This window comes from Providencia sp. PROV189 (genome assembly GCF_028480065.1).
GTDB classification, from domain to species: Bacteria; Pseudomonadota; Gammaproteobacteria; order Enterobacterales; family Enterobacteriaceae; genus Providencia; species Providencia stuartii.
The window spans coordinates 1-12,054 of record NZ_JAMPOG010000016.1 but is presented as its reverse complement, the minus strand read 5'-3'; the positions used below and the strand labels follow the sequence as shown (position 1 = coordinate 12,054).

At 38.8% G+C, this 12,054-nt stretch carries 13 protein-coding genes; 7 read left to right on the top strand and 6 right to left on the bottom strand.

Annotated elements, in window-relative coordinates; genetic code table 11:
- Positions 1–323 precede the first annotated feature (323 nt).
- The 6 genes from PR833_RS11395 to chbG all read left to right on the top strand — a co-directional run bounded on the left by PR833_RS11395 (position 324) and on the right by chbG (position 5,538).
- Positions 324–641 carry a PTS sugar transporter subunit IIB gene (locus PR833_RS11395; RefSeq protein WP_036944146.1) on the top strand — a complete coding sequence of 106 codons (318 nt, stop codon included), beginning with the start codon at positions 324–326 and terminating at the stop codon, positions 639–641.
- A 99-nt stretch (positions 642–740) separates the two neighbouring features.
- The gene (gene chbC / locus PR833_RS11390) at positions 741–2,099 is read left to right on the top strand and encodes a PTS N,N'-diacetylchitobiose transporter subunit IIC (RefSeq protein ID WP_004916725.1); all 1,359 of its coding nucleotides are present in this window, start codon (positions 741–743) and stop codon (positions 2,097–2,099) included.
- 33 nt (positions 2,100–2,132) lie between these two features.
- A complete protein-coding gene (chbA, locus tag PR833_RS11385) occupies positions 2,133–2,474 on the top strand; it encodes a PTS N,N'-diacetylchitobiose transporter subunit IIA (RefSeq protein WP_004916722.1) in 342 nt (113 codons plus the stop codon).
- 15 nt (positions 2,475–2,489) lie between these two features.
- A complete protein-coding gene (gene chbR / locus PR833_RS11380) occupies positions 2,490–3,341 on the top strand; it encodes a transcriptional regulator ChbR (RefSeq protein ID WP_014657692.1) in 852 nt (283 codons plus the stop codon).
- A gap of 56 nt (positions 3,342–3,397) precedes the next feature.
- Positions 3,398–4,786 (top strand): 6-phospho-beta-glucosidase, encoded by a 1,389-nt coding sequence (locus PR833_RS11375; protein ID WP_272526126.1) that lies wholly within the window; start codon positions 3,398–3,400, stop codon positions 4,784–4,786.
- Complete coding sequence (chbG, locus tag PR833_RS11370) at positions 4,783–5,538, top strand: chitin disaccharide deacetylase (RefSeq protein WP_004916720.1); 756 nt, start codon at positions 4,783–4,785, stop codon at positions 5,536–5,538. The genes PR833_RS11375 and chbG overlap by 4 nt, the downstream gene beginning before the upstream one ends.
- Before the next feature lie 40 nt (positions 5,539–5,578).
- On the opposite strand, the gene proS is transcribed toward chbG, so the two are convergent.
- The 6 genes from proS to metN all read right to left on the bottom strand — a co-directional run bounded on the left by proS (position 5,579) and on the right by metN (position 11,265).
- On the bottom strand, positions 5,579–7,306 hold the full coding sequence (gene proS, locus PR833_RS11365) for a proline--tRNA ligase (protein ID WP_004916715.1): 1,728 nt from the start codon (positions 7,304–7,306) through the stop codon (positions 5,579–5,581).
- Between the two features lie 121 nt (positions 7,307–7,427).
- Positions 7,428–8,150, bottom strand: a complete 723-nt coding sequence (gene tsaA / locus PR833_RS11360; RefSeq protein WP_004916712.1) for a tRNA (N6-threonylcarbamoyladenosine(37)-N6)-methyltransferase TrmO — start codon at positions 8,148–8,150, stop codon at positions 7,428–7,430.
- Positions 8,151–8,157: 7 nt separating this feature from the next.
- The gene (gene rcsF, locus PR833_RS11355) at positions 8,158–8,562 is read right to left on the bottom strand and encodes an Rcs stress response system protein RcsF (RefSeq protein WP_004916709.1); all 405 of its coding nucleotides are present in this window, start codon (positions 8,560–8,562) and stop codon (positions 8,158–8,160) included.
- 141 nt (positions 8,563–8,703) lie between these two features.
- Entirely contained in the window at positions 8,704–9,525 is an 822-nt protein-coding gene (locus PR833_RS11350) for a MetQ/NlpA family lipoprotein (protein WP_036943442.1), read from the bottom strand.
- 62 nt (positions 9,526–9,587) lie between these two features.
- On the bottom strand, positions 9,588–10,241 hold the full coding sequence (metI, locus tag PR833_RS11345) for a methionine ABC transporter permease MetI (RefSeq protein ID WP_004916702.1): 654 nt from the start codon (positions 10,239–10,241) through the stop codon (positions 9,588–9,590).
- A complete protein-coding gene (gene metN / locus PR833_RS11340; protein WP_272526125.1) occupies positions 10,234–11,265 on the bottom strand; it encodes a methionine ABC transporter ATP-binding protein MetN in 1,032 nt (343 codons plus the stop codon). Before metN ends, metI begins: the two co-directional genes overlap by 8 nt.
- Before the next feature lie 170 nt (positions 11,266–11,435).
- On the opposite strand from metN, the gene gmhB reads away from it, so the two are divergent.
- Positions 11,436–12,002, top strand: a complete 567-nt coding sequence (gmhB, locus tag PR833_RS11335) for a D-glycero-beta-D-manno-heptose 1,7-bisphosphate 7-phosphatase (protein WP_004916695.1) — start codon at positions 11,436–11,438, stop codon at positions 12,000–12,002.
- Positions 12,003–12,054: the final 52 nt, after the last annotated feature.

Genomic DNA, 12,054 nt, shown 5'->3' with positions numbered 1-12,054 from the left:
TTGAGCCGATATTTTTTTGATAATTGGATAAAAATAGAAAATTTAAATTATTACTTAATTTATAATAATAAAAATATGATTAATTGATATTTCTTATCAATAATATATTTATATGAAATGTGAAGAACGTCATAACGATTAGTCAATCAGAAACAATTCACTGTAACCCTGAAATATTCATTACAAGGGATATTACGTATAATGTCTTCAACTAAAAGCAACTCGCGAATGACGCAAGCTGAATTTAGATAACAAAAAAACGTAAAAATATCTGATGCGAGAGGTAGGTATTTTAAGTGAACGATATGATTGAGAGGATTACTGTGGAAAAGAAGCTTATTTACTTGTTTTGTTCCGCTGGGATGTCAACCTCACTACTTGTCTCTAAAATGAGGCAACAAGCTGAAAAGTATGAGGTTCCCGTTATTATAGAAGCTTTTTCTGAAACGCTTGTCCTCCAAAAAGGGAATGATGCAGATCTCGTTTTACTTGGTCCTCAAATTGCTTGGAAGCATTCCGAAATCCAGCGTTTACTGCCAACTAAAAATGTTGAAGTTATTGATTCGGTTTTATATGGAAAAGTTGATGGCTTAGGTGTTTTAAAAGCAGCGGTCGCATCAATAAAAAATAAATCACGTTAATCAATTATAGTTTGTTACAACTTCAGTTATTTATCTATTTGCTATGGTCGTCTTATGCATACAAACAAGATATGTGATTAAAGTATCTAAGGATATTCTATGGATCATATGCTCTCTTCTCTTGAAAAAGTATTGCTTCCGATCGCATTAAAATTGGGTAATCAACCTCATATCAATGCAATAAAAAATGGTTTTATTAGATTAATGCCATTAGTGTTAATTGGGGCAATGTTTGTTTTGATTAATAACGTTTTTCTGAGTTTTAATGAAGGGTCGTTTTTCTATTCATTAGGTGTTCGTCTATCACCAGAAACAATAGAGTTCATTAATAAGTTTAAAGGCATCGGCGGTAATGTATATAACGGTACATTAGGGATTATGTCTTTAATGACGCCTTTTTTTATTGCTATGGCTCTCGCTGAAGAACGCAAAGTGGACTCTATAGCGGCAGGAATTATTGCGATAGCAGCCTTTGTGGCTGTTACACCATTTGATGTGAATGGAGCCTATGCTATCGGTGCGAATTGGCTAGGTGGCGCAAATATTATTTCAGGTATTATCATTGGCTTAGTTATTGCTGAAGCTTTTACCTTTATTGTCCGCCGTAACTGGGTAATTACATTACCGGATACAGTACCGCCAGCAGTTAGCCGCTCCTTTTCTGCATTAGTGCCAGGTTTCCTGATACTATTAGTGGTAGGGATTATTGCATGGGTGCTAGCAGGGCAAGCGACTCACTTCCATCAATTTATTATGGATACGATCTCAACCCCATTAGCTTCTCTGGGAGGGGTTGTCGGTTGGGCGTATACGATTTTCACCTCACTATTATGGTTCTTTGGTATTCATGGTGCTTTGGCTCTTACAGCACTAGACTCAGGGATTATGACGCCTTGGGCGCTAGAAAATGTTGCGTTATATAATCAATATGGTTCGGTTAATGATGCGATTGAGGCGGGGCAGACATTTCATTTGTGGGCAAAACCTTTATTAGACTCCTATGTTTTCCTTGGTGGAACAGGCGCTACGCTTGGATTAATTATTGCCATATTTATAGCCTCACGGCGAGCAGATTATCGGCAGGTCGCTAAATTAGGGTTACCAGCGGGGATATTTCAAATTAATGAACCAATTATATTTGGGATCCCTGTGATCATGAACCCAATCCTTTTTATTCCATTTATCATTATTCAACCTCTGTTAGCCGCAATCACGGTGATTGCCTATTATGTAGGTATTATTCCGCCGATTACGAATATAGGTCCATGGACTATGCCAACAGGATTAGGCGCATTCTTTAACACAAATGGTAATATTTCTGCTTTATTTTTAGCACTGTTTAATCTTGGTATTTCTGTTCTTGTTTATTTACCTTTCGTTATTATTTCTAATAAGGCGCAAACTATTGCAAATAATACGGAAAGTGAAGAAGAGATCAAAAATGCATTGAAGTTTTAAATATATTAAAAATGAATAATAAATGGGGAAGTTATGATTGACATAGATAGTAATGGAACACTCTCTGCTGACAGTCTGGAAGAAGTAGTGATGGGGTTAATCATTAATTCTGGTAGGGCAAGAAGCCTCGCTTATAAAGCGTTAACTTATGCCAAGGAAGGCAAGTTTGTTGAGGCGATGGAGCTAATGGAAGATTCAAAAGAAGCCTTAACTGAAGCCCATAAAGTGCAGACAAAAATGATAGAGACGGATATGGGGGAAGGCAAAATTAAAGTAAGTTTAATACTTGTTCATGCTCAAGATCACTTAATGAATACGATACTTGCTCGTGAATTGATCACGGAGTTAATCGAAGTCCATAAAAAAATAAATTAAATAAAGGGGATGATGATGCAGCCGACACTAAATGTTAATAACTCAAATATAGAGATTAAAATGGTCTATGAGAATGATATATTTAATGACAAGGATTTCCATGTTGTTATTTATAATAAAACAGAAAGTGCAACAGGGCTGCATCAGCATGATTATTATGAATATACGATTGTCCTAACAGGGCGTTATTATCAAAAAATTAATGGCAGAAAAGTATTGCTTGAACGAGGGAATTTTGTTTTTCTGCCAATTGGCTCTCATCATGAAAGTTTCTATGACTTTGGAGCAACAAGAATTTTAAATGTTGGTATAAGAAAGTCATTCTTCGAAAAATATTTTTCACCCTTATTACCATCATTTTTTGTTGCCTCTCAAGCCTACCCATTAAAAAATGAATTTATGGCTTATATAGAATCAGTGATTGCGTCATTAAACTTTCGTGATAGTGAATTTAATGAGTTTATTGAGGTAGTAACCTTTAATGTGGTCAATAGACTACGTCATTATAGAGAAAGCAAAGTCTATGATGATACGCCACAATGGCTAAAAAACACGATTGAAGAAATGCATGAAATTGCAATGTTTAATGAAAATGCGTTAGAAAATATGGTGACAATAACAGGGAAGTCACAAGAGTATTTAACTCGTGCCACAAAGCGCTATTGCGGAAAAACGCCAATGCAAATCATTAATGAAATTAGAATTAATTTTGCTAAAAAACAGCTAGAAATTACAAATTATTCAATCACTGATATTGCATTTGAATCAGGTTACAGTAGCCCTAGTTTATTTGTGAAAAAATTTAAAGAGGCGACATCATTAACACCAAGTGAATATAGAAAAAGCCTACAGTCAAATTTTTATTAAAGATATCCAGTGAAAATGATAGCCAATGTTTATTAATAAAATAGGTAGGTGTTAATATGGTGCATAAATTAAAAGTCGTCACTATTGGTGGTGGAAGCAGTTACACTCCTGAATTAATAGATGGTTTTATTAAACGTTATCATGAACTACCGATTAGTGAACTTTGGCTGGTTGATATTGAAGAAGGAAAAGAAAAACTCGATATCATTTATGAGCTAGGGTTGCGCATGATAAAAAATGCCAATATACCGTTAAAACTCTATAAAACATTAGACCGCAAAGCTGCACTAAAGGATGCTGATTTTGTGACGACACAGCTACGTGTCGGGTTATTAAAAGCGAGAGAGAAAGATGAAGTAATACCATTACAATATGGATACTTAGGTCAAGAAACGAATGGAGTGGGAGGCTTATTTAAAGGGTTACGTACCATTCCGGTAATTTTTGAGATCCTTAAAGATATTGAAGCTCTTTGCCCCCAAGCTTGGGTGATTAATTTTACCAATCCAGCAGGAATGATAACCGAAGCAGTATACCGGCATACGCAATTTAGACGTTTTATAGGCGTTTGTAATATTCCAATTGGCCTGAAAATGTTTATTACGGATGTGCTCGGTTTAACAAAAAAAAATAATTTGTCGATAACGCTTTTTGGTTTAAATCATATGGTATTTGTCAAAGACATTTTTGTCGACGGCGTGTCTCGCTTTGATGAAGTACTTAATGGCATTATTTCGAAAGCTTATAAAGCAAGCTCGGTAAAAAATATTACAGGTTTACCCTTTGATAGTGGGTTATTGAAGGCCTTGAAATTAATTCCATGCTCATACTTACAGTACTATTTTAAGTATAAAGAAATGCTCGCGATTGAAATGGCGGAATTCTATAAAGAAGGCACCAGAGCGCAAGTTGTACAAAAAATTGAAAAAGAGCTTTTTGAATTATACCAAGATCCCGAATTAAAAATTAAACCAAAACAGCTTGAATTGCGGGGGGGAGCTTATTATTCAGATGCCGCCTGTGAAGTGATAAATGCACTGTATAATGACAAGCAGACCGAGCATTATGTGAATATTCCCCATAACGGCCATATTAGTAATATCCCTGCAAATTGGGTTGTCGAAATGACCTGTAAATTAGGGCGTAATGGCGTTACACCGCACGAAAGAGTGACTCAGTTCGATGAAAAAGTTCTCGGCTTAATTTATAGCATCAAAGAATTTGAAATAGCCGCGAGCCAAGCGGCAGTGAGTGGCGATTTTAATGAGCTTTTATTAGCAATGAACTTAAATCCTTTAGTTCATTCAGACAATGATGCTCGGGATATGGCTAAAGCACTTCTTTTAGCCCATAAACATTATTTACCGAATTTTTCTAAGGTAATTAAATATCTTGAAGAAGAGGGGAGTGCGAATAAAACCCATCTTAATGGCATTGCAGTATGACGAGTTTACTTATTGTGAACGCAGATGATTTTGGCTTATGTAAGTCAGTCAATTATGGGATCTTAGAGGCTCATCGAAATGGTATTGTGACATCAACTACGGCCATGGTAAATATGCCTAGTATCCAACATGCGGCACAATTAGCCACGGAGCAGCCATTATTGGCTGTAGGAATGCATTTTGTCCTTACAATGGGGAAACCGTGTTCGCCAATGCCTTCGCTTGTGCGTAACGGTATATTAGGGAAGTGGATATGGGAGATGGAAAAATCAGATCAACTTCCTATAGCCGAAATAGTGCAAGAGCTACACTGCCAATATAATCAGTTTATTGATATTTTTGGTAAACCCCCCAGCCACATTGATAGCCATCATCATGTACATATGATGGCGCCCCTTTATCCTTTAATGGTCGATTTCGCCAATCAAAAAGGGATAGCATTACGGGTTGGTTACCACAATAAAATAAAAAATACTCAAGTACGTACAACAGATGCGTTTTCCGCTGACTTTTATGGGGAGCCAAATAGCATATCAGAGTCGCTTTTTTTAGAAATACTCCATAAGGCAAAGCAACGAGGGGAGCGTTCTCTCGAAATAATGTGCCATCCCGCATTTATTGATAATGAATTATTAAATAGCGGCTATGTGTATTCCCGAGTAAAAGAGTTAGACGTTTTAACGTCAAAAAACTTAAAAGCGGCTATTGCTGAGAAGGGGTTTTTACTTGGTTCGTATTTAGATTTATCATAAATATGCCCAACCTATCAGGTAATAGGTTGGGCAGGAAGGATTAGCGCACAGTATTTGCGAGCTTCTCTTTTAAGAAACTGACAACATTATCAAGACCGATAAGGGCTTTTTCATCATTACGGCGAGCTTTATACTCAACTTGATTATTGTCTAAGTTACGGTCGCCAATAACAATGGTGTATGGAACACCGATAAGCTCCATATCAGCAAACATAACGCCTGGGCGCTCCTTACGGTCATCAAAAATAACGTCAATACCTTGTGCTTTTAAGTCAGCATACAGTTTTTCCGCGACTTCTTTGACTCGATAAGATTTGTGCATATTCATCGGCAGGATCGCAACATGGAATGGCGCAATCGCATCTGGCCAAATGATACCACGCTCATCGTGGCTCTGTTCAATTGCCGCTGCAACAATACGCGTAACACCAATACCATAGCAACCCATGGTTACGATTTGATTATGACCTTCTTCATTTTGTACTGAAGCTTTCATCGCTTCTGAATACTTAGTCCCCAGTTGGAAGATATGCCCTACTTCAATACCACGCTTAATCAGCAATGTGCCTTTGCCGTCTGGGCTTGGATCCCCTTCAACAACATTGCGTAAATCGAACGTTTCTGGTTGTGCTAAATCACGTTCCCAGTTGATACCAAAGTAGTGTTTGCCATCGATATTGGCACCTGCACTAAAGTCACTCATTACGGCAACACTACGGTCAATCACCATTGGCAGAGGCATATTGACAGGGCCTAATGAGCCCGGCGCTGCTTTAACTGCCGCTTTGATTTCTTCTTCAGATGCAAACTCTAATGGGCTAGAGATCCATGGGTGTTTTTCCGCTTTAACTTCGTTTAATTCATGATCGCCACGAATTAATAAGGCAACTAATGTGTGCCCAGACTCTTTTTTAGCTCTAACAATGAGTGTCTTAACGGTTTTTTCGATAGGCAAACCGAATTGCTCCACCAACTCCGCAATAGTTTTTGCGTTTGGTGTATCGACAAGGCGCATTTCTTCTGTTGGCGCTGAACGTGGTGTTAGCGGAGTGATGGCTTCAGCCAGCTCAATATTTGCTGCGAAATCAGAGCCTGTAGAGAATACGATATCGTCTTCACCGCTTTGCGCAAGCACTTGGAATTCGTGAGAAGCACTGCCCCCAATTGAGCCTGTGTCAGCTTGTACAGCACGGAAATCAAAACCGATACGAGTAAAGATTTTGCTGTAGGCTTCATACATTGCATCATAGGTTTCTTGCAATGATTCTTGTGATGTATGGAAAGAGTAAGCATCTTTCATAATAAATTCACGTGAGCGCATGATACCGAAACGTGGGCGCACTTCATCACGGAATTTTGTCTGAATTTGGAATAAATTCAGTGGTAGCTGTTTGTATGAAGTAATTTCATTACGCACTAAATCAGTAATGACTTCTTCATGGGTTGGACCTAAAACGAAAGGGCGCTCGCCACGATCAGCGAAACGCAGTAATTCAGGACCATACTGCTCCCAGCGACCACTCTCTTGCCACAAATCAGCGGGTTGAACAACGGGCAAAGACACTTCAATTGAGCCCGCATTTTCCATTTCTTCACGGACAATGTTTTCGACTTTACGCAGAACACGGACACCAGTCGGTAACCAGTCATAAAGGCCAGATGCAAGTTTACGGATCATTCCTGCACGAAGCATCAATTGGTGACTGATCACTTCGGCATCTGCAGGAGTCTCTTTTAGTGTTGAGAGCAGATATTTGCTAGTACGCATTGTATAGGTTCCATTAGAACAACGGGTGATGGCAAAAATGTTCTTGCCAACTTAATCTAGGTTGCAAAAGCAGCATGATAAAACAGCTAGTCTACCAGCGACCGTGCTTTACCAAAAGGGGTTAGTCGATTTTTTCATAAGGTTCGATGGCGAACACTTCTGTTATATTATTGAGCACTCTCCAACGCACATTAAAATCGAGTAAATGCACAGCATAGTCACGCTCTTCAGTCATAGCCTGTTTCTTGTAGGCTGGACGTGGATCTTGCATGAGAACTTGCTGTATAAATTGCGCGATCCCAGGGTAGCTTGTTTGGTATTTTAATAAATCTTGCTGAACTTGGGGATGAAAAATCACTTGCATATCATCCGCCGGGGCATCTTGAGCAAAACCAGCCTGCGCTGTAGGGATAGCTTCAGCAAAAGGTAAGTATGGTTTGATATCAATGACTGGAGTGCCATCAACTAAATCTAAACTCCCTAACTCCAAAATAATTTGATTATTATTTTGGCTTATTCCTTTTAATTCAATTAATGACATGCCAATTGGGTTTGGTCTAAAGGTTGAGCGTGTAGCGAAAACGCCCATTTTCTCATTACCACCAAGCCGAGGAGGGCGCACTAGTGGTTTCCACCCCCCTTGCATGGTTTGGTGGAAAACAAATAGTACCCAAATATGGCTGAACTGGTCTAAACCTCTAATCGAATTAGGATCATTATAGGGAGGATGCAAATGCAATCGCCCCGAGCCACCTGGAACAAGTCCAGGTTGGCGTGGGATGGCAAATTTTTCCTTATAGGGGGATTCAATATGCCCAATTACATTACATTCGAACGATTTCATTAGGTATTTATTCGACAATTTTTATCGCACTACCTTCACAAATCGTTGCTTGGTAGCAACCAGGAGAAGCCATTGTTTGGCATTGATGCAATACAACAGCATCGGCGGCGATATACGCTGCTTTGGTTAACATACTTTTCTTCGCAGTATTCAGATTTGCTGGTGGGCTTTGAAGGCTTTCACGACATGATTGACCTGAAACAACACCTAAATCTTTAAATGGCATTCCCAATAGCTCTTCAGGGCTGTTCATGAGTTTTACATTTGTCGTGCTAGGTTTGGTGTCTGTTTTTGGTACTGGTTTTGAAAGCTTCATACTTGTGAAGCCTTTATTTGGACCCTGATGAATGTATTGATTCATTCCACACCCAGCGAGAACAAAAGTTGCTAGGGTGAGCAATAACAATCTCATAAGTTTTTCCTTTTTTAATCTTATAGTCTTATAGGTATTGGGAAAATGATATTTGCTATGTGTTGTCTTTATATAATACAAAAAATACTAGGTGGCACTGACCACCTAGTATATTAATCGCTTTTTTACTAATAAAAAAGATTACCAGCCTTTAACTGCACCACCATCAAAGACTTCATCTGCCTTCTTAGCAACTTCATCTGATTGATATGCTTGAACAAACTTCTTCACATTCTCATTATCTTTATTATCGTCACGAGTCACAATAATGTTGACATAAGGAGAATCTTTATCTTCTACAAATAAACCATCTTTTGCTGGCGTCAGTTTAGGCGTTGCGCTGCTCGCCCAAGTTGTGTTGATGATGGCCAGAGCAATTTTTTTATCATCCAATGCACGTGGCAATTGTGGTGCTTCTAATTCAACAAATTTCAAGTTCTTAGGGTTTTCGACCACATCCAAAGCGGTCGGCATTAAACCAGTACCTTCTTTCAGTTTAATTAAGCCTTGTTTTTCTAGCAGAAGTAGTGAACGACCTAAGTTAGTTGGATCGTTAGGCAACGCAATTTGTGAGCCATCGGCAAGTTCATCAACTGATTTAATTTGTTTAGAGTATGCCGCGATTGGGTAGATAAATGTATTACCTACAGGCACTAATTTATAGTTACGATCTTTAATTTGCTGATCAAGATACGGTTTGTGTTGGAATGCGTTGGCATCAAGATCACCTTTGCTTAAGGTTTCGTTTGGTAGAACAAAGTCATTAAACGCTACCAGTTCGACATTCAAACCATATTTTTCTTTTGCTACTTTTTGTGCAACTTCAGCAACTTCTAGCTCTTTCCCCATAATAACACCGACTTTGATGCTATTGGGATCTTTTTCTTTTTCGCCACAACCCGCTAGAACTAATGATCCTAATAGCGCGCCGACAACTGCGATAGATTTCAACTTAATAGACATAGATATACCCCTTAAATGCTTTTCTTTATAGCACCTTAATAACGGCGCTGCTATTTTACGGACTATTTATGTGACACTTTTTTCATTAAGTATTCACCAGTAAATTGAATGGCGAAAACTAAGATGACTAACAGGACAAGTACGGTATTCATCACTAATGGATTATAACTGTAATAACCATACTGCATTGCTATTTGGCCTAGGCCACCTGAACCGACAGCACCGCCCATTGCAGAATACCCAACCAGCATAATTAAGGTGATCGTTGCAGCGTTGATGATCCCAGGTAAAGACTCAGGTAATAGAACCTTTTGAATAATTTGCAGTGGTGTAGCGCCCATGGCTCTGGATGCTTCAATCAAACCACTTGGTACTTCTAATAAGGTATTTTCAACCATACGAGCAATAAAAGGGATTGCACCAACAGTAAGGGGAACAATAGCACCTTCAATGCCGATTGCTGAGCCGACTAAAAACTTGGTAAACGGGCTTATCCAGACTAATAGAATAATAAATGGTATTGAACGGAAAATGTTCACTATAGCCGAGATCACCGCATAAAGAGCCGTATTTTCCATGACTTGCCCTCGGCGAGTCACATAGAGTAGAACCCCTGTAGGTACGCCCATGATAAAACCGAGGATCGCCGAAACGAAAGTCATAATAATAGTATCAATCGTTCCCGATATAAGCAGTGAAATCATTCCATCAGACATAACCCAAAACCTCTACTTTGACATGATGCTCTTTCAAAAATTCAATGGTTGCTTCAACACCGCCATTAACCCCATGTAATTCAGCGAGCATGACGCCAAATTTTACGCCACCGGCATAGTCAATTTGTGAACTTAATATATTGATATCGATGTCAAATTTACGAACAGCCATAGAAATTAGTGGTGCATCAACAGATTGCCCTGTGAATTCTAGCTTCAATAAAGGCGATAAATCTGCTGCTGGTTCATTTTTGAGTCGTTCTTTATAGTCATCAGGAATATCAATGACCAACGTTGATTTAATAAACTCTTGTGCCACAGGCGTTTTAGGATGAGAGAAAACTTCACTCACTTTATCTTGTTCAATCAACTGACCGCCACTAATGACAGCGACTTGGTCACAAATATTCTTCACCACATCCATTTCATGGGTGATTAAGAGAATAGTTAGCCCTAAACGGCGGTTTATATCTTTGAGTAACTCTAAGATGGAGCGTGTTGTCGCAGGATCCAGTGCACTCGTAGCTTCATCACATAATAAAACTTTTGGCGAGTTGGCTAATGCACGCGCGATTGCTACACGCTGCTTTTGCCCTCCCGAAAGATTCGCGGGATAAGCATCTTTTTTCTCTGTTAGGCCAACAAGATCCAGTAATTCGCTAACACGCGCTTTAATTTTATCTTTAGGCGTATTATCTAGCTCAAGTGGCAGTGCCACGTTATCAAATACGTTCCTAGAAGATAGCAAATTAAAATGTTGAAAGATCATGCCAATACCACGACGTGCTCTCGTCAAAGATTTTTCAGGTAAAGCCGTTAAATCTTGACCGTCAACGATAACTTGCCCAGAGGTAGGGCGTTCAAGCATATTTACACAACGGATTAGCGTACTTTTACCCGCGCCAGAAGCACCGATAACACCATAGATCTGTCCAGCAGGAACATGCAGGCTAATATCTGTAAGTGCCTGAATGTTACGGTTTCCTTGCTGGAAAACTTTATTAATATTTGAGAGCTTTATCATTTATTTCTTCTAAGTATATAGGAATCAATTTTTAGATGTCTAAATCTAATATGGTTGGATGTTAAGGCGTCTAGACGTCTAAGTCAACAAGGTTTGGTTTATTTATTCTATTCTCATTTATTTTCTTTTCATGAGATACTTAAAACTCATTTAGTTTGAGGAGTAAATCGGTGAGTAAAGGCATACCAGCAATCTTTTTAGATAGAGACGGTACAATCAATATTGATCACGGCTATGTACACAAAATAGATGACTTTCAATTTATTGAAGGTGCCATTGAAGCCATGGCTGAGTTAAAGAAAATGGGTTACGCGCTTGTCGTAGTGACGAACCAATCAGGCATTGGTAGAGGGATCTATTCTGAAGATAGTTTTATGCAACTGACAGAATGGATGGATTGGTCATTAGCCGACCGCGGTGTTGATCTGGATGGCATCTATTTTTGCCCTCATCACCCAGAAGCTAAAGATAAAGAGTATCGTCAAGATTGCGATTGTCGTAAACCTAAACCCGGCATGCTGCTAGATGCTCAATCATTTCTTAATATAGATATGGCATCTTCTATAATGGTGGGAGATAAATTAGCAGACATGCAAGCAGGGAAAGCAGCAAAAGTGGGTACAACTATTCTAGTGAAAAGTGGTGAAGCGGTATCAGAAGAAGCGATTGCGAATGCCGATATGGTGATTGAAAGTATCGCAGAGCTACCAAAAGTAGTAAAAAGTATCAAAAAATAGGCTTTGTGAGTGATATTTGACCAAGTGATAATTTTTTTTCAAAAAACACTTG

Bases quoted from the DNA above. Each gene is read 5' to 3' on its own strand.
- chbC (WP_004916725.1), top strand. From the start codon at position 741: ATGGATCATATGCTCTCTTCTCTTGAAAAAGTATTGCTTCCGATCGCA.
- tsaA (WP_004916712.1), bottom strand. From the start codon at position 8,150: ATGAAATCGTTCGAATGTAATGTAATTGGGCATATTGAATCCCCCTAT.
- rcsF (WP_004916709.1), bottom strand. From the start codon at position 8,562: ATGAGATTGTTATTGCTCACCCTAGCAACTTTTGTTCTCGCTGGGTGT.
- PR833_RS11350 (WP_036943442.1), bottom strand. From the start codon at position 9,525: ATGTCTATTAAGTTGAAATCTATCGCAGTTGTCGGCGCGCTATTAGGA.
- metI (WP_004916702.1), bottom strand. From the start codon at position 10,241: ATGTCTGATGGAATGATTTCACTGCTTATATCGGGAACGATTGATACT.
- metN (WP_272526125.1), bottom strand. From the start codon at position 11,265: ATGATAAAGCTCTCAAATATTAATAAAGTTTTCCAGCAAGGAAACCGT.
- PR833_RS11375 (WP_272526126.1), top strand. From the start codon at position 3,398: ATGGTGCATAAATTAAAAGTCGTCACTATTGGTGGTGGAAGCAGTTAC.
- chbR (WP_014657692.1), top strand. From the start codon at position 2,490: ATGCAGCCGACACTAAATGTTAATAACTCAAATATAGAGATTAAAATG.
- chbG (WP_004916720.1), top strand. From the start codon at position 4,783: ATGACGAGTTTACTTATTGTGAACGCAGATGATTTTGGCTTATGTAAG.
- chbA (WP_004916722.1), top strand. From the start codon at position 2,133: ATGATTGACATAGATAGTAATGGAACACTCTCTGCTGACAGTCTGGAA.
- proS (WP_004916715.1), bottom strand. From the start codon at position 7,306: ATGCGTACTAGCAAATATCTGCTCTCAACACTAAAAGAGACTCCTGCA.